This is a genomic window from Salipaludibacillus aurantiacus (genome assembly GCF_900111295.1).
In the GTDB taxonomy this organism is placed as follows: domain Bacteria; phylum Bacillota; class Bacilli; order Bacillales; family Salisediminibacteriaceae; genus Salipaludibacillus; species Salipaludibacillus aurantiacus.
On the sequence record NZ_FOGT01000004.1, the window covers coordinates 123,769 to 141,347 of the forward strand.

The 17,579-nt window shown below is 45.2% G+C and carries 12 protein-coding genes; 8 read left to right on the forward strand and 4 right to left on the reverse strand.

All coding sequences use genetic code 11. The features are described 5' to 3' along the window. Window positions 1-106 precede the first annotated feature (106 nt). The 5 genes from BMW59_RS06140 (at window position 107) to desB (ending at window position 12,651) form a co-directional block, all read left to right on the forward strand. Entirely contained in the window at window positions 107-8,335 is an 8,229-nt protein-coding gene (locus tag BMW59_RS06140) for a glycoside hydrolase family 94 protein (RefSeq protein WP_093048864.1), read from the forward strand. Window positions 8,336-8,407: 72 nt separating this feature from the next. Beyond that, window positions 8,408-9,292 carry a UTP--glucose-1-phosphate uridylyltransferase GalU gene (gene galU / locus BMW59_RS06145; protein WP_093048867.1) on the forward strand — a complete coding sequence of 295 codons (885 nt, stop codon included), beginning with the start codon at window positions 8,408-8,410 and terminating at the stop codon, window positions 9,290-9,292. A 260-nt stretch (window positions 9,293-9,552) separates the two neighbouring features. Then, a complete protein-coding gene (locus BMW59_RS06155) occupies window positions 9,553-9,705 on the forward strand; it encodes a YrzI family small protein (RefSeq protein ID WP_093048873.1) in 153 nt (50 codons plus the stop codon). Window positions 9,706-10,312: 607 nt separating this feature from the next. Next, the gene (locus tag BMW59_RS06160) at window positions 10,313-11,233 is read left to right on the forward strand and encodes a glycine betaine ABC transporter substrate-binding protein (protein ID WP_093048876.1); all 921 of its coding nucleotides are present in this window, start codon (window positions 10,313-10,315) and stop codon (window positions 11,231-11,233) included. 338 nt (window positions 11,234-11,571) lie between these two features. Next, window positions 11,572-12,651, forward strand: coding sequence for a Delta(10) desaturase DesB (gene desB, locus BMW59_RS06165; protein ID WP_093048879.1), 1,080 nt, complete (start codon window positions 11,572-11,574; stop codon window positions 12,649-12,651). A gap of 88 nt (window positions 12,652-12,739) precedes the next feature. On the opposite strand, the gene BMW59_RS06170 is transcribed toward desB, so the two are convergent. Then, on the reverse strand, window positions 12,740-13,192 hold the full coding sequence (locus tag BMW59_RS06170) for a DUF1499 domain-containing protein (protein WP_245732969.1): 453 nt from the start codon (window positions 13,190-13,192) through the stop codon (window positions 12,740-12,742). Between the two features lie 186 nt (window positions 13,193-13,378). Here BMW59_RS06170 and BMW59_RS06175 point away from each other — a divergent pair, with 186 nt between their 5' ends. After that, complete coding sequence (locus tag BMW59_RS06175; protein ID WP_093048882.1) at window positions 13,379-14,293, forward strand: nucleoside hydrolase; 915 nt, start codon at window positions 13,379-13,381, stop codon at window positions 14,291-14,293. 30 nt (window positions 14,294-14,323) lie between these two features. Next, the gene (gene rbsK, locus BMW59_RS06180; protein WP_093048884.1) at window positions 14,324-15,238 is read left to right on the forward strand and encodes a ribokinase; all 915 of its coding nucleotides are present in this window, start codon (window positions 14,324-14,326) and stop codon (window positions 15,236-15,238) included. 105 nt (window positions 15,239-15,343) lie between these two features. Here rbsK and BMW59_RS06185 read toward each other — a convergent pair whose 3' ends face one another. Further along, window positions 15,344-15,571, reverse strand: coding sequence for a hypothetical protein (locus tag BMW59_RS06185; RefSeq protein ID WP_093048887.1), 228 nt, complete (start codon window positions 15,569-15,571; stop codon window positions 15,344-15,346). 263 nt (window positions 15,572-15,834) lie between these two features. On the opposite strand from BMW59_RS06185, the gene BMW59_RS06190 reads away from it, so the two are divergent. Beyond that, window positions 15,835-16,557, forward strand: a complete 723-nt coding sequence (locus tag BMW59_RS06190; RefSeq protein ID WP_093049418.1) for an endonuclease/exonuclease/phosphatase family protein — start codon at window positions 15,835-15,837, stop codon at window positions 16,555-16,557. Between the two features lie 99 nt (window positions 16,558-16,656). Here the strand turns inward: BMW59_RS06190 and BMW59_RS21575 are convergent, their stop codons facing one another. Together BMW59_RS21575 and BMW59_RS06195 are read right to left on the reverse strand one after the other, a co-directional pair. Further along, on the reverse strand, window positions 16,657-16,833 hold the full coding sequence (locus tag BMW59_RS21575; protein WP_177174201.1) for a hypothetical protein: 177 nt from the start codon (window positions 16,831-16,833) through the stop codon (window positions 16,657-16,659). Window positions 16,834-16,851: 18 nt separating this feature from the next. Next, window positions 16,852-17,499 carry a spore coat protein gene (locus BMW59_RS06195; RefSeq protein ID WP_177174212.1) on the reverse strand — a complete coding sequence of 216 codons (648 nt, stop codon included), beginning with the start codon at window positions 17,497-17,499 and terminating at the stop codon, window positions 16,852-16,854. Window positions 17,500-17,579 lie beyond the last annotated feature (80 nt).

The following is a 17,579-nucleotide window of genomic DNA, read 5'->3' on the forward strand; positions in this document are numbered from 1 at the left end:
AAATTTCCTTAATATACCTTCAAAAATGAATAATTTCCCCCGAAAATGAAAACCCTTTTTCAGAGTGACTTCTTTTCTGAAGATATGATTTTTTGGGGGCAATAACATGACGTTAACTGCGAAACAGATGAAGGTAGAAGCGCATAACTCGGCATTGCAGCATGATCCTTATTTGAGTAGAAAAACCCCGTCGCATTTTTGGAAACGGAACGAGGCTCATATTGAGGAACTGCGTTCGTTTGTTGACAAGCTGCGCCGCAACCAGCCGGAATGTGCCCAGCCGGCCGAAGAATGGCTGCTGGACAATAAAGAATTTATTGAAGAACAGGTTTTGATGATAAAAGATAGTTTATCAAAAGCTTATTTAAAGATGCTGCCTCACCTGAAGAATACAGGGGAACTGAGGGTTCTTTCTATTTGTGAAGATTATGTTCATCTGACAGACGGAGACTTAAATAAAGACTCATTTATGGACTATCTGAAAGCTTACCAGGAAGTCTCTGTTCTGACGATAGCCGAAGTGTGGGCGCTGCCGATTATCATGCAGGTTGCGCTGATCAGGCATTTGGCGAAAGGAATGAAGCCAGTTGAAGAGCGGCATGAGATCTGTAAGCAAGTGGCAGCCATGCTCTCAGATGTAAGAACTGAAGACCTGACTCCGGAAAAATTAAAAGAAGTAATTGAAAAAGCAGGTTACGAGATGCCTCTTTCAGGACCGGTAATCGTCCATCTTGTCCAGCACCTCCGCGAACGGGCTGATTACTCAGCTACAGTAGGTGAATGGCTGATTTGCAAGCTGGAAAACGGCCCTGAAAGTCTGGATCACATTATGTCTTATGAATATCAGCTGCAGGCGGGATATCAGGTAACGACAGGGAACATTATTACGAGTATGCGGCAGCTGACGAGATGGGACTGGCAGGCGGATTTTCAGGAACTGAGTATAGTAGAGCAGACGTTAAGGAAGGAAGCTTCCGGGGTTTATCCCAGGATGGATTTTTCAAGCAGGGAAACGTTAAGGAAAAAAGTAGAGTTCCTTGCCAGGCGCATGAGCGTGCCGGAAAATCTGGTTGCCTCCCAGGCTCTTGAATTAGCTGATGAGGTGGCAAGTTCCTCAGGAAATCAGCAAGTTCAAAATTTACCTAAAACTGCTTTTGTTTCTTACTATCTGCTGGAAGCAGAAGGGCTTGCTTCATTAAGAAAAGCCTTAAAAATGTGCAGCAAACCAAAGCCGGTTCCTGAAAACGGCGTTAAGAGAAGGGCTTCACAATCGTACTTTTCTCTCTTTACTGTCCTGTTTTTAGCTGCTGGAATGGTGATTGCGTCTTTGGCAGCGAACGGGGCGGTCTTTACACCTGTGGAGTGGGTGCTGCTTGGGATCATTATATTATTGCCGGCAAGTGAATGGGCTGTTACCGCCGCTCACTGGATGATAGAAAGAGTGACAAGGCCGATGCCGCTTCTAAGATATGACTTATCAGAAGGTGTGCCTGAGGACGCGAAGACGATGGTCGTTATCCCGGTGATCTGGTCTCAGCCTGAAGAAGTTGAAAAATTAAGTGAGCGGCTTGAACTCCACTATTTAGCGAATAAAGATTCAAATATTCATTTTGCACTTCTTGGAGATTTTAAGGATTCCCATAAGAAACAGGCTGATGGGGACAGGGCTCTGTTAAATACAGCCCAACAGGAAATTGCAAGGCTTAATAAGACTTACCCTGACAGCTCTTTCCACCTTTTTCACAGGAAGAGAGTGTGGAACCAGTCAGAAAACATATGGATGTGCTGGGAGAGAAAGCGGGGCAAACTGGTTGAATTTGTTGAGCTTTTAAAAGGAAAAACAGATACAACGTTTGATGTGGTGATCGGGGATACAAGCAAGATTAAAGATATCCGGTATATCATTACACTTGATGCTGATACAGAACTTCCGTTTGAAAGCGCCCGCCGAATGATCGGGACGATGCATTTGCCATTTAACCGGCCGAAGCTGAATCAGTCCGAAACAAGGGTCGTTGAAGGGTATGGCGTACTTCAGCCCCGGATTGGCATGAGCCATGAAGCAGCAAACCGCTCCCGTTTTGCCTCCTTATGGGCGGCTGATCAAGGGATCGATCCTTATTCATTTGCTGTATCCGATCCATACCAGGATGGGTTGGGCGAAGGAATTTTTACAGGAAAAGGGATTTTTGACTTAGACGCCTTTCACCATGTGCTGTGTGACCGCATTCCTGATAACCGGCTTTTGAGTCATGACCTGCTGGAAGGCGGTTTTCTGCGGGCGGGGCTCATGTCGGATATCGAACTTGTGGATGATCACCCTGCTAAATTTATTGCCCATCAGAAACGGTTGCACCGCTGGGTGAGAGGGGACTGGCAGCTGCTGTTGTGGCTGATGCCAAAATCACGCAACCGCAGGGGGGAACTCGTTCCTTCCAATTTGTCCATTCTTACCCGCTGGCAGATTATCGATAATTTAAGGCGCAGCCTGATGGTACCAGCGTTATTTTTAATTCTTTTAGGTGGGCTGACTGTTTTCCCAGGCAGTCCTGTCTTTTGGACGCTGCTCGTACTTGCAACGTTATTTTTGCCGGTCATCCGTCAGCTCGTCATGGTGCACCACCTTTACAAATATCCTAAAGGGCTGTTTTATTCTGCTGCCCAGGCAGTAGTCACTTTAATTACGATGCCTTATCAGACCGTTGTCCTGATGGACGCGATTATCCGTACGCTCTACAGGCTGTTTGTTTCGAAACGGCGATTGCTCGAGTGGACACCAGCTGCGGAAGTCGACCGTAACAGTGAAAAGAGAGGCGCGCCGGTATTATCAGGACTGTACGGCGGTTATGCTCTCACTGCTCTTTTTTTCTTTGCGGTGTTCTGGACAGGCAGCGTTTTAGTTCAGACGCTTGGAGCTGCTTTTATTATTATCTGGGCGGTTGCTCCTCTTATCATTCAGTGGATGGATGCACCTGAGCCGGAGAAGCAGTTTCACTTTTCACAAAGCGAAAAAGAAGAACTTACAGCCCTCTCAAGGGAAATCTGGGATTTCTACGAGGATTTTGTTACGGAGGGAGATAACTGGCTTCCGCCCGATAATATTCAGGTACACCCGCCTAAAGGAATCGCCCATCGGACGTCTCCCACGAATATAGGCCTGTACCTTTGCAGTGTTCTGGCTGCAAGAGATTTCGAATTTATTGATACGGCCGGGATGATTGACCGTATTGAAAAAACGATTTATACCGTTGAGCGGTTGAAAAAGTGGGAGGGCCACTTGTACAACTGGTACGATACGATTACCTTAAAACCGTTAAACCCTCAATACGTGTCAACGGTCGATTCCGGAAATCTGACAGGCTGCCTGATCGTTTTAAAGGAAGGACTCGCCGAATGGCTGGATTCTTTTGATGCAGCAAAGGAACCGCAGGTAAGAGACAGAAGGGATGAGCAGCATCAGCTTGCTCTGTCTGAGGAGCTGGCTCCTTTAGAACTGAAGGAATTTAAGTTGAAAAAGCACGAAGGGGCGCTTGAGAGCAGAGGTGCAAGGCTGCTCAAAAGAATTGAAAAGCTTATTGATGAAACGAATTACCGGCCGCTCTATAACTCAAAAGCGAAATTATTTTCGCTCGGTTATCACGTGGATAGGCATAAACTTGATGATGTACTCTACGACTTAATGGCTTCTGAAGCCCGGCAGGCAAGTTATATTGCGATTGCTCTCGGACAGGTGCCGGTCTCGCACTGGACTTCCCTTGGAAGGACAATGACCAAGGCAGAGAATAAGCCGGTGCTTCTTTCCTGGTCTGGAACCATGTTTGAATATCTGATGCCGAATATGTTTATGAAAACATATAAAGGGTCCTTGTGGGAAACGACTTATGAGGCAGTTGTCAGCCGGCAGATCGCCTACGCCCGCCAGAGAGGGGTACCTTTTGGGGTTTCAGAATCAGGCTATTACGCTTATGACTATGATATGAATTACCAGTACCGTGCTTTCGGTGTCCCTGGCCTCGGATTTAAACGGGGACTGGAACAGGATCTGGTCGTCTCCCCTTATGCGACTGTTTTATCTCTTCCTTTTTCGAAAAAAGAAGGGCTTAACGCCTTAAATGACTTGGAAAAAGTAGAGGCACGGGGTAAATACGGCTTCTATGAGGCAATTGACTTCACGAGGGAGCGCCTTCCGAAAGACAGTGACTATAAAGTGGTTCAAAGTTATATGGCTCACCATCAGGGCATGAGCCTGCTGACCCTTGTGAATCTGCTTCATAAAGATGTGATGGTTACAAGGTTTCACCGGAATAAAGCTTTGCGTGCGGCAGAGCTGCTGCTGCAGGAACGGGTGCCGAACCGCCCGAAAGTTATTGACCACCATGCGATTAACCGTAAACACGAGCATTATTTAAAGGCCGTGCAAAGCGAGCCGGCTGTAAGAGAATATTCGTCGCCGCATACGCCGGTTCCGGAAGTATGCACGCTTTCAAACGGTAAGTTTATGACTGTGATATCGAATACAGGGAGCGGCTACAGCCAGTTTGAAGGACGGGCAGTGACAAGGTGGCGCCATGACCCTGTGAAAGATTCCTGGGGAAGCTACATTTATATCAGGGACACGTCCAAAGATGAGGTGTGGTCGCCATCTTTCCAGCCGGGCCGGACGGAAGCTGAGAAGCAGTCTGTCCAGTTTAATCTGGGGCGTGCGCTGTTTTTAAGGGAAACGGACGAAATGGAAACGAGTATGGAAGTGTGTGTCTCTCCGGAATGGCCAGCAGAAGTCAGGCGGCTGACGCTGACAAATACGGCGGAAGAGACAAAGATTATTGAAGTTACCACATTTTCTGAGCTTGCTCTAGCTCATTCTATAGCTGATGAAGCCCATCCCGCTTTCAGTAAATTATTTATCCGCACCTCTTACGATGCTGAAAATGCCTGCCTGGTGGCCGGGCGCAGACCAAGAGAGGCTGGGGAGCAGACGCTGTGGGCCGCCCACACGCTTACTGTTGAAGGAAAAACAGAAGGCCAGGTTGAGTATGAAACAGACAGGGGTACTTTCATCGGGCGTGGACGGGAGCTGGCTGATCCTCAAGGAATCCGGTCAAGACTGCAAGGCAAAACGGGTTCTGTGGCCGATCCCGCTTTTGTGATGAGAAGACGGATCACTCTTCATTCAGGGGAACAGATCCAGCTATTTGCTGTCACGTCTGTAGGTGAGACAGAAGAAGAAGCGGTGGATGTCTTGCAAAGATTTAGCTCAGATAAGATGGTGGAACGGGCATTCCAGATGGCCTGGACACGCACTGAAATTGAACTGAGAAACTTGCAGTTAACACCTAAAGAAGCGATGGACTTTCAGATTTTAGCGGGAAGAGTGCTTTATAGCCCCCCTCTAAAAAGAGAAAGAGAAAGATATATTTTATCTAATGAACAAGGCCAGTCGAAACTGTGGCAGTTCGGTATATCGGGAGACCGTCCGGTGGCCGTGGTTAGAGTCAGGGCAATGAGCGATATGGCTTTTGTAGGAAAAATACTGACAGGCCATGAATATTTGCGGCGGCTGGGGATTTTATTTGACCTTGTCATTCTAAACGAACTGGAAGAAGGGTACTTCCAGGAACTGCAGGAAGCCTTGCAGCAGACTGTGGAGCACGGGGTTGACCGCTTCGGGGAAGGGGCGGCGGGTGTCCATGTCATTGCAGGGGCTCATTTAAATGATCAGGATCAAGCATTATTTTTATCTGTGGCAAGAGTGGTCTTGCACAGCTGGGGAGCAGGGCTCCGTTCGCAGCTTCGGATCATCGAAAATCAGGACTTAAAGAAACTTCCGAAGAAACTGACTGCTGGCGGAAAAATTAATAAATGGCACACCGCCCTTCGGCAACGTCCTACGAGAAAAAATGTGACCTCTAATTTACTGTTTTATAACGGCTGGGGCGGCTTTTCGCCAGATGGGAAAACGTACCGTATCATCCTGAAGAAAGATAAACATCTCCCTGCCCCTTGGATTAATGTGATCGCAAATCCTGATTTCGGCTGTTTTGTATCAGAATTGGGCACAGGATATACATGGTGGCGAAACAGCCGGGAATGTAAGCTCACCCCGTGGTCGAATGATCCTGTACTGGACCCTCCAGGAGAAAAGCTTTTTATAAGAGATGAGGAAAATGGGGATGTTTGGGGCGGAACTGCTTCCCCAGGCGAGCAGGAAGAACCTTATGTGGTTACTCACGGAAGGGGATTTACAAAATTTGAGCATGAAAGAAATGCTGTTGCGCATACAATGACTGTATATGTGCCATTAGAGGACCCGGTAAAAATTGTAAAAGTGACTTTGAGAAATCATTCTCTGGAACCTAGGAAGCTTTCGTTGACGTATTATGCTGAATGGGTTTTAGGAGTGAACCGACAAAGCAATTCACCTTTTATCGTTACGGACTGGCATGAGGATAAGGGAGTTTTGACAGCCCGTAATAACTACCAGGAAACTTTTCGCGAGGCGACTGCTTTTCTGGGGATGTTTTCAGAAGGAGGGACAGAGGACAAATCGTTTACAGCCGACCGGAATGAATTTATCGGACGGAACCGGAGCCTGGAAGACCCCGCTGCCATGAAGCGTGAACAGCTTTCAGGACGGACAGGAACCTTTAATGAAAGCTGCGGCGCCTTACAGGCAAAAATAACGCTTCAGCCGGATAGTGAAAAGGTTGTCTATATTCTGCTGGGCTGCGATGCCTCACAAGAAAAAATTGACCGGTTAGTTCATAAGTACAGCCAGGATTCCAATTGCCAGGAGGCTTTAAAAGATGTAGAAGCCTATTGGGAGAATACATTGGAGCATATTAATGTTCAAACGCCATCACGCGAGATGGATATTCTTTTGAACGGCTGGCTTGTCTACCAGTCACTTGCATGCCGGATGTGGGGACGTTCAGCCTTCTATCAGTCAGGCGGTGCCTACGGTTACCGGGACCAGCTTCAGGATTCGCTGTCGCTTCTTCATATCCACCCGGGATTAACACGAAAACAGATCCTTCTTCATGCTGCCCATCAGTACGAAGAAGGTGATGTGCAGCACTGGTGGCATGAAGAGACACATATGGGGATCCGGACATTGTTTTCGGATGACTTATTATGGCTGCCGTACGCTGTTTCCAGGTATGTCGAGCATACCGGCGACCTTTCCATTACAGATGAAGTGGTGCCATTTTTAAAAAGTGCTCCGCTCCAGGAAGGGGAACATGAACGTTATGAACCGACGGTCGTTTCAGAAGAAACCGGCACTGTATACGACCATTGTTTACGTGCCATTGAAAAAGCATTAAGCCGAACAGGCGAGCATGGTATGCCTCTCATAGGTGTTGGTGACTGGAATGACGGGATGAATCTCGTAGGAGCAGAGGGACGCGGAGAAAGTGTCTGGCTGGGATGGTTCTTGTGCGATATTTTAAAGCGCTTTGAAGACATGCCGATCGTCCGTAATGATGCAGCTAAAAGCAGTTACTTCCGCCAAAAGAGGGAAGAACTGATCTCTGCTTTAAATGAACATGGCTGGGATGGGCAATGGTACCGCAGGGCATTTACAGATCAGGGGAACTGGCTCGGGTCAAATGAAAACGATGAGTGCAGAATCGACGCGATTGCCCAGTCGTGGTCAGTAATTTCTGGTGCGGCCCCGAAAAAGCGCGCCCTTCAGGCTATGGATTCATTTAACCGGGAACTGGTGGACAGAAACTTATCTGTTCTTCGATTGCTCACTCCTCCTTTTGACAAGACAGAGGACAGCCCGGGTTATATTCAAGGATATCCTCCAGGTATTCGTGAAAATGGCGCCCAGTACACCCACGGAGTGATCTGGAGCATTGTAGCCTATTGCCAGCTCGGCAAACAAGACCTTGCTATGGAAATGTTTCAGTTGCTGAACCCGATCACTCATACCCGCACAGACCATGAAGTAAGAGAGTATAAAGGAGAACCGTACGTCATGGCAGCTGATGTTTATACAGCCGACCCTCATAAAGGGCAGGCGGGCTGGACGTGGTATACAGGAGCAGCCGGCTGGATGTACCAGGCAGGGCTTGAGTGGATTCTCGGTATTCGCCGCAGGGGAGAAAAGCTTGTGATTGACCCTTGCATACCGGAAGAATGGCCGGGGTATTCATTCACTTATGCCTATGGGGCCTCGCAGTACGATGTGGAAGTAGTCAACAAAAACAGCTGCGGAAATATGGTCCGCAGGCTGATTATTAATGGAGAACAAAAAAGTACCGGTGATACCCTGTTTGAAGTTCCTTTGAATGATGATGGCAGAATGCATAAAGTTAAAGTTTACCTGTAAAACCATAAGAACAGGCGCTTAAGTGCATTAAAACACAAGAAAACGTGCCTTATAAAGGAGAGGGGAATGTGCATGACAGGAAAAATTACTAAAGCTGTAATACCGGCGGCTGGATTCGGAACCCGGTTCCTGCCGGCTACAAAATCTCAGCCGAAAGAAATGCTTCCTTTAATAAACAAACCTGCGATTCAGTATATTGTAGAAGAGGCGATTGCTTCAGGTATTGAGCATATACTGATAATCACCGGGAGAAATAAGCGTTCAATTGAGGATCATTTTGATCATAGCGTTGAGCTGGAAAATATTTTGAAAGACAGGGGAAAGTGGGCACAATATAAAGAAGTGCTTGAAATTGCTGAAATGGCGGATATTCATTTTATCCGCCAGAAAGAACAGCTCGGCCTGGGCCATGCGATTCACTGTGCAAGGGGGTTTGCAGGAGACGAACCATTTGCAGTCCTGCTCGGGGATGATGTCATTCATAACCCTGTCAAACCGGCGCTTAAACAGATGATAGAGCAATACGAACAGTATGGGAAGTCAATTGTAGGAGTTCAGGAAGTAGCGACTGAAAATGTCTCTAAATACGGTATAATTTCCGGAGACAGGGTAGACGGAGCAGATGGTTCGGTGTATGAACTGGATAACCTTGTTGAAAAGCCGGCTCCTGAAAAAACACCTTCCAATATGGCGATTGTCGGCCGGTATATTATACAGCCGGAAATCTTCGGTATCCTGAGTAATACCCAGCCGGGAATGGGAGATGAAATTCAGCTTACTGACGCATTAAAAACGCTGTGTATGACCCAGGGCATGCAGGCCCGCCTCCTTGAAGGGAACCGTTTTGACATTGGTGACGTGTGGGGCTATATTCAGGCGACTTTTACTCTTGCAATGGAAGATGATAAATTACAGGATAAACTCAAACACTTCTGTATGGAAAACTTAAACAAATAAGTAATGTTTAACCGGCGGCCTCCTGAAATGGGAGCCGCTTTTTTATTGGGAGTGAGCGGGAGTGTGTGCTGGAAGTTGCTGGGGGGTCTGTCCCCCCAGCAACTTCCAAAAGACCGAATAAAACTTCAGCCTTTGGTTGGAGGGGAATTCAACCTGCGGGTCGCTTCGGAGAAAGAAAATATCCCTTACACTGTAAATAACAAAAGAAAAGAACAAGACAGAAGCAAATTTATTATAAATAAGAAAAGAAGGTGAAGAACATGATCTTTCATTTGTTTAACTTTACTGTGAGCATTTCTAAACGTAAATTTTCAAAAGAGGAGTTAAAGAGGGAGATGACAAGAAAAGCAAAAAGACATGCAGAACTTGAGCTAAGAGCGAAGCAGGCCGGGTTTGCCAGGCTAATAAAGTAGTCGTTAGACATTTGGCATATAGTACGGGATTAAAATTGGGGAAGAGGGCCGGTTCTCCCCTAATTCTCCCCTTTTAAAAGTGGGACTCTACGTTATAAAAGTGCCACTCTACCGTATAGAAAGGACACTCTACGTTATAGAAGTGCCACTCTACCGTATAGAGAGTAAACTCTACCTTATAAAAGCGAAACTCTACCGTATAACAAAATTCGACAAAAAACTCCCCTCCCTCCATTGTCTTCTCCCCCCAGTCAAACACGCCTTTATGCCTTCCGCCTGAAGCTGGCAAAAACCCGGCCTTTCTGTGGAAATAAATGGGGGGTCTGACCCCTTTAGGTAGACCCCTATAGGTAAAACATCCTAAAATTACCTTATAAATCCAAAAAATATTTTCTTGCTACGTTCCTTTTTGCCGATAACTCGCTCTTTATTAAGTAAAGGGGGATAAAGATGAGAACGGCTGATATAAACGGGAACTATGTGAATCTTTGATCACTTATTCCTCATAGTGAAGGTTCATGGAATTTGAAGGCAGCCAACAATAAGGGTATAATTTCCTAGGTGAAATAGTAAGAGAGTAAGAAAAAAGCTTGGAAGGGGATTTATTATGAATAAAAGTAAATTACTTATGGGTGGTTTATTGTCTTCTGCATTAGTATTAGCTGCCTGTGGAGACGATAATGGCACTAACGTTAATGGAGATAATAACAACGCTGGGAATAACAACTCTGGAAATAACGAGGCTGCAGAAACGACAGGCGGGGAAATCGAGATTGGCCTTAATAACTGGGCTGAAAACATTGCCGTCTCGAATATGTGGAAAGTACTTCTGGAAGAGCAGGGATTCGATGTGACCTTAACGATGTCAGAAAAAGCGCCAATCTGGACAGGTATTGCTAATGACGATTTAGATCTCGCTCTGGAAATCTGGCTTCCGACAACAGACCAGCATCTGTATGAGGACTTCGAGGATGACATCCACTTGCATGATGAGACTTGGTTCTCCGGTACTGGCCTTGGTCTGGTAGTACCTGAATACATGGATATTGACAGCATTGAAGAACTGAATGACCATGTAGATCTTTTTGACGGGGAGATTGTGGGAATCGATGCCGGTGCCAGTTTGACTGGATTATCTGAAGAAGCTATTGAGGAATATGAACTTGACTATAATTTGTTAGTAAGTTCAGAACCGGCTATGATTGCTGAGCTTGATAGCGCTTATCAAGCTGAAGAGCCTGTTTTAGTAACTCTTTGGAATCCTCATTGGACTTTTTCTGATTACGACTTGAAATATTTAGAAGACCCGAAAAATGTGTTTGGTGAACCTGAAGATATTTATTATATGTCCCGTCAAGGCTTCGAGGATGACCATCCTGAAGTTATTGAATGGCTTAACAACTGGGAAATGGATGACGAAACATTAGGTGAACTGATGTCCGTGATAAATGACCTTGACGATGAGGAAGAAGGCGCCCAGCAGTGGGTTGAAGATAACCGCGACCTCGTCGATGAATGGATCCAGTAATAAACTCATAAGTAGAGAGCCTTCCTTTGAAAAAAGGAAGGCTTTTTTGTTTAACAGCTCCTTTTAGTAAATTACTATAACTTACCACAAAAGAGTAAATTTACCGCACGAATTATCCTCAATCTGCTTATATATATGTATTAATAAAAAATCGGAGTAAACATTATTAATAGCTAAAAATTTAGAACCAACTTTTATCACCTGGTAATAAAAACACATTGCTTTATTTTATCGCAGCTGGTATGATGACACTGTTAGCACATTAGTAATAAACGTAACTTACCTGCTATTAATTGTCAGAAAATACAAATATCGAAAGAGCATTGGAGGCTTACTTCATGAAAGAACTTCATTCTTTTGGCTGGTACGCATCAAAAATTTCTCCCCATTTGCCAAAAAAAGCGTTTAAACCTGTTCCTGCCCGCTTGTTAGGCGGACTCGCCTACTTGATTATAACGATAGGAAGTATGGTTGCGATCGGTTTATTTAATTTGCCGTTCATTGTTAATTTAGGATTATCATTAATAATTGGTGCCAGTTTTGCTTCTCTCGGTTTTCTCGGACACGAAATTCTGCACGGAACCGTTGTCAGAAAAGCCTGGTTAAGGAACTTTCTTGGCGGCATCTGCTTCTGGCCCCTCGTTACTGGACCAAAACTGTGGCGTAAATGGCACAATATGACTCATCACGTACACACCCAGGATGAAGAGAACGACCCGGATACGTGGCTGACAAAAGACAAAGTCGATAAAAGCTCTGTTTTGAAATTCATTTACCGTCTTCCTTTTTCGGTAAGAGCCTTCTTTGAATTTTTGTCACTAACCTTTACTTTTACATTGCATTCAACAAGAATGTTCTTCATTTATGTAAAGGAATTTAAGCCGAAAAAGCAGTGGTCAGTTTGGATGCAATTTATTTTGCCATGGGCTACATGGATCGGATTAATGTTTTTCGTTGGATTCTCGACATGGATGTTCATTTTCTTCGTTCCTTTATTAATTGCCAATGCGATTGTTATGGGATATATCTCAACTAACCATAGGCTGAATCCTCAGGTGCCCGTAAATGATCCGTTAGCAAACAGCTTGTCGGTCACGGTTCCTAAGTGGGTGGATGTGCTTCATTTTAATTTTTCGTATCATACGGAACACCACTTGTTCCCTAGCATGAGCTCAAAGTATTATCCAATGGTTAAAGATCATATTAAGAAAAATTGGCCGCATTTGTACCATGAAATGCCGATGAGCAGCGCATTAAAAGCTCTATGGAAGACACCGCGTATTTATTACAAAGGGAAAGAACTGATTGATCCGCGCGATGATATGGTGTACGGCTCGCTTGGATACGGTCTCGATCATGAAGATATTGAGCCGCGGAGCCGGATGGAAGAGACTCCAACAGACAAAAAGAAAGCATAATTTAAAGCACAGGCAAACCCTGCCTGTGCTTTTTATATATTAGCCCGATCCCGCAGCAAAGTCACCTTTACTGCGGATCGCTGTGCCGTTAATTTCCCATGTACTCTTTCCAGATTTCTTCATACCTTTTCTCATTTACTCCCATGTCGTAAAACCCTGTCCTCGAGGATGAGCGGAAATCAACACGTTGGTTTGCCTCATCAAAATAAAATTCGACGTCATCCTTAAACCTTAAAGGCTCTGATTTGAAAACTGCGTGAATATAATGATTACTTTCAGTTACAATTTCACACTGGTTTCTCTTTTCCAGAATTGTTTTCACTAACGAACGCGTAGTTTCCAAGTCCTCTTTAAAAGGAAAGGGATCGACCCGTTTTTCATCAATACTCGTTTGAGAGGAGACGGAGTTGGGACTCGATGGAAGTTCAGCGAGACGCCCGTCCCTGACCCCAAGGTGTTTCGGTTCAGTATTATTCCTGACAGCCATAAAAATAGCACCGGCCGATGCGGCTCCTGCGGCAATAACAGATAATATTTTCATAAATACACTCCTCCTGTTTAAGACTCAGTTACTCTTATCTTCCCTATTTAGCTGTGAACTACTCCTATTGATATCCGAGGTTTACCTTTTCTTTTCCTTTCCTGTGATAAGATGAAAGCAGACTTCTATACATACACCCCGGCAAATTGACGGGGCAGCAATACTTAAAAGAAAGAAGGGTTGGGGATGTCTAAACCAATTATTATTGACTGTGATCCAGGTATTGATGATGCGATGGCCATTCTTATGGCTGTCACGTCCCCAGACTTGGATGTTAAGCTGATTACTACTGTAGCCGGTAATCAGACAGTTGACAAAACAACGAGAAATACGCTTGATCTGTTAAGTTTTATAGGGGATGAAACGATAGAAGTGGCTAAAGGAGCAGCGGCACCGCTCATTAAGCCGCTTGTCCTTGCTGAGAAAATCCATGGGGATTCAGGACTTGGAAATGTGGACATGAATGTGCCGGGCAGGGAATTAAGCACGGAACCGGCCGTTGAGGCTATGAGAAAGGTTTTGGAAAACTCAATTGAAAAAATAACTCTTATAGCTGTCGGTCCACTGACAAACGTGGCGCTGTTAATTAAAACCTACCCGCATCTGACAGAAAAAATCGGCCAGTTATCAATTATGGGCGGATCATTGAGGGGAGGGAATATTACACCGGCAGCGGAATTTAATTTCTTTGTGGATCCCGAAGCTGCCAAAATTGTTCTTGAATCAGGAGTTCCTGTTACTTTATTCGGCTTGCATGTGACCCAAAAGGTCCCTCTTTACAAGGAAGACATTGAAAGAATTAGAGATACAGGGAATGAGACAGGACGGCTTGTTGCCTCGATGCTTGATTATTATTTTCAGGAAGGCCGTGTGGAAGGACTGCATGATCCTTGTGCTGTTGCCTCTCTGCTTGATCCTGGTCTTTTTCAATTCAGCCGCTTTCACGTTCAGGTAGAAACGAAAGGGGAATATACGTCCGGTATGACAGTGATGGATCAGCGCCGTTTCTCAAGAACCCGAGCAAACGTTTATGTGGCCATGGATGTAAACAGGGAAGGGCTTATCAGTCAATTAGAAAACAGCATCCGCAAACTTAAATAATATATTTTTATAAAAAAAGGGGTTCAGCTCATGAAAAAAATAGTGGTCATAGGCAGTTTAAATATGGATCTGGTCACCGAAGTCAATCATTTAGTAAAGCCGGGGGAAACGTTAAGCGCCACAAGCTTTAGTGCGCTTCCTGGAGGAAAAGGAGCCAATCAGGCAGCCGCAGCCGGTAAATTGGGAGCAGACGTACATATGGTTGGAAAAATAGGTGCAGATGATTACGGTGACGAGTTGCTGAAGAGCTTAAAACAGGCAAGTGTGGCAACAGACGGCATTCAAATTGAAAAAAACGGTTCACCATCGGGCATGGCTTTTATTCAGGTCAGCAGCACCGGTGAAAACAGCATCGTTCTTGTTAATGGCGCTAACAATAACTTCCGCCCCCACGACCTCGATGCCATTCGAGGCGTTATTGAGCAGGGGGAAATTATTATTCTTCAGCTGGAAGTTCCGTTTGAAACAGTCGTTATGGCCATTGATCTGGCGAAAGAGCTGGGAAAGAAAGTGATTTTAAATCCGGCGCCAGCACGGTATCTCCCTGGTGAATTGTTAAAAAAAATAGACCTCATTATTCCAAATGAGATTGAACTCGAGACCTTAACCGGGCTGCCTGCCAAAACTGAAAATAATATTTATACAGCAGCTAATCGTCTTCTCGCTTCAGGTGCTGGAAAAGTGATCGTGACTGCAGGAGATCGAGGCTGTTACTGCGTGGGTGAAGGAACGAGGGAACACATACCCTCTGAAAAAGTAAAAGCTTTAGATACGACAGCCGCCGGAGATTCGTTTATCGGTGCAGTGGCTGCAGGGTTGAGTGAAGGGCTGACAGAACGGAAGGCTATTGATTTGGCTGTTAAAGCAGCAGCTGTCACTGTCACACGGAAAGGGGCCCAGCCGTCCCTTCCACACAGAGGGGAAGTGGAGGATTACTTTTCTTAAAAAAATGTTATAACAATTCTGCTGGTGTGCCGGTCGCTGCAGTTCCTTCAGGGCGGCTGTTTTTCCGTGCACAAAAAAAGGGCAGGTTGTCTGCCCTTCTTTAGCTTATACCCATTCAATCAGTTTATCTTCTTTACCGTTAGGATCTAATTCGACTAACGCAACCTTAATCACATTTACATTATCAAGATTAATAAGCGAATTTTCAACCCTGGCCCAATGGCCTCTTTCTCTCTCTACCCAGTCATTTACCCGGGATACCGGACTTTCAGTAAAATACGCTGCTTCCTCTTTTCCATTTTCAAATTCAAAGATGACTTTATATCGTTCCATATTCAAAACGCTCCTTCATCAAGATTCTCTCAGGTTTTCTACCCTGTTTCCAAATTATTTACACTTAAATATGTCTCTGGGACTCCAATTTGAGTCTAATGGTTTAGTTAACTAGTGATTTGCTGTTAAAAAGGGCTAAAGAAATCAAAAAGATTTAAATAACCACTTTTATCTGCTTATAAAATAAGCGCTGTGGAGATAGTAACAGGAAAGGGTAATCATTCGTGCATATTAAGCAGGAAAAAGCATCAGAGGTGGGTTTAGTGGAGATTAAGGTCATGACCTTTAATATCCGCCATGGTCTGGGGATGGACAGGCGGATTAATATAGGGAGAATAGCTAAAGCAATTAAACTGGCCAATCCGGATATTGTCGGTCTGAATGAGGTGGACAGGCATTTTTCCAGCCGCAGTTATTTTAAAGACCAGCTTTTTGAATTGGCAGACCTGCTGGAAATGTCCTCCGCTTTCGGCCCCGCAATCACAGTTAAGATTCCATTTATGTCAGGGAGAGGGCAATATGGAAATGCCTTGTTATCACGTTATCCGATCTTATCAAGGGAGGTTATTCCGTTTAACTTTATAAAGGGGGTTTTTGAAGGAAGGTCTCTTCTTCAAACGGCCATTCAAATAGACGAGAAAGTAGTGAGGGTATGTGTGACCCATTTAAGCTTTAATCCTTTTTTGCGAAAAATACAGACCGATTTTATTGCACAACGGATGTTCGGAAACACATTTCCTTCCATTGTGATGGGTGACTTTAATATGTTGCCTGGCTCAGGAAACTGGCGGAAAATAACCGAAAAAAGTACAGATGCCTGGCAGGCTGCAGGGACAGGTTCTGGTTTAACCTTCCCATCGGTACGTCCAAGGTTAACGTTGGATTATATATTTACAAAAGGGGTCGAAGTGACAGGGGCGGCGGTGGTGTCAGATATGAGAGAAGCTTCTGACCATCTCCCGCTGACTGCTTATATACGTCTATAGCTTGTTTTGCAGATGTATGGCGCGTTTAAGAGCTGCGGGGCGGGGGCGGAAAAAAGAGTGGAGCACCGGCAAACCTGCCGGTGCTCTCTCGCTTTACCATTAAGAAGGGTCGTATTCGTCATAAATAAGGCGGGTGACCTTAGTAGAGTCGCCCTTCCGACGTTCGTCTTCAGTAGCATCTTCCCCGAACTCTTCTTCCTCATCTATTCCTGGCGCTGTTGTTCTTTCCACCTCAGGTGACACCTTATTCGTTTCCTTTTTTCGCATGCTGCGCATAGTCATCCTCCTTGTTGATTAGTTTAAAGTCGGAGGAGGTGCCGGCGCGTAGCTGTCAACCATATGAGTCATATCCTGGTCGGCAAGCTGTGCAACTTGATAATAGCCGTTCCTGTTCTGATAAAGGAACATTTCATAGCTCATTTCGATCAGGTTAGGTACACTGTCGGCTGTGACCCGGCGCATCACCGGATTAGTCATTTCTAATGCCGTCATTGCCATCATTGAAGCGAGTCCCTTTACCTGACCAAGCATGAAACCGGAAATATTCTCATCTTTAAGCTCGTTGACTGATCCGGCAGGTTTCTTCGGGGTGCTAGGTGTTAAGCCGTACATCACATCATTGCTTTCTGTCATGTGGTAAACACTTGTAGACTGGGACGGTTTCTGGCCTGTTTTTAACGTTTCAACCATAATATTGTACAACTCGGTTAAAAAGCTTTTTTGCCTGTTCAGAATGCTTTTCAGCTGCTGGTCCTGAATGTGCTGGTTATAAAGTTCATACTGGTCAAGAGTCCCAATGACTCCTCCGATCACCTCGTGGGCATCGAACAGTTCATGCCCGCCGTGGCTTTTATTAGGTGGCATGTTCTCTGATAATTGGGTTCCCTGCTGTTGCTGCTGTTGCATCTGCTGGTTAATGACATTCGGATTTTGGTTTGGCATACTGCTTCCTCCTTTAAAAGAATAGTCCATCAGTTTTATTATTGTTAAAAAAAGAAGAAAAAATGTATCCACACCATCAA

Excerpts from the sequence above, each read along its gene's own strand:
- BMW59_RS06160 (WP_093048876.1), top strand. The coding sequence starts at position 10,313 with ATGAATAAAAGTAAATTACTTATGGGTGGTTTATTGTCTTCTGCATTA.
- BMW59_RS06170 (WP_245732969.1), bottom strand. The coding sequence starts at position 13,192 with ATGAAAATATTATCTGTTATTGCCGCAGGAGCCGCATCGGCCGGTGCT.
- BMW59_RS06185 (WP_093048887.1), bottom strand. The coding sequence starts at position 15,571 with ATGGAACGATATAAAGTCATCTTTGAATTTGAAAATGGAAAAGAGGAA.
- BMW59_RS06195 (WP_177174212.1), bottom strand. The coding sequence starts at position 17,499 with ATGCCAAACCAAAATCCGAATGTCATTAACCAGCAGATGCAACAGCAG.
- BMW59_RS06155 (WP_093048873.1), top strand. The coding sequence starts at position 9,553 with ATGATCTTTCATTTGTTTAACTTTACTGTGAGCATTTCTAAACGTAAA.
- desB (WP_093048879.1), top strand. The coding sequence starts at position 11,572 with ATGAAAGAACTTCATTCTTTTGGCTGGTACGCATCAAAAATTTCTCCC.
- BMW59_RS06140 (WP_093048864.1), top strand. The coding sequence starts at position 107 with ATGACGTTAACTGCGAAACAGATGAAGGTAGAAGCGCATAACTCGGCA.
- BMW59_RS06175 (WP_093048882.1), top strand. The coding sequence starts at position 13,379 with ATGTCTAAACCAATTATTATTGACTGTGATCCAGGTATTGATGATGCG.
- galU (WP_093048867.1), top strand. The coding sequence starts at position 8,408 with ATGACAGGAAAAATTACTAAAGCTGTAATACCGGCGGCTGGATTCGGA.
- rbsK (WP_093048884.1), top strand. The coding sequence starts at position 14,324 with ATGAAAAAAATAGTGGTCATAGGCAGTTTAAATATGGATCTGGTCACC.
- BMW59_RS21575 (WP_177174201.1), bottom strand. The coding sequence starts at position 16,833 with ATGCGCAGCATGCGAAAAAAGGAAACGAATAAGGTGTCACCTGAGGTG.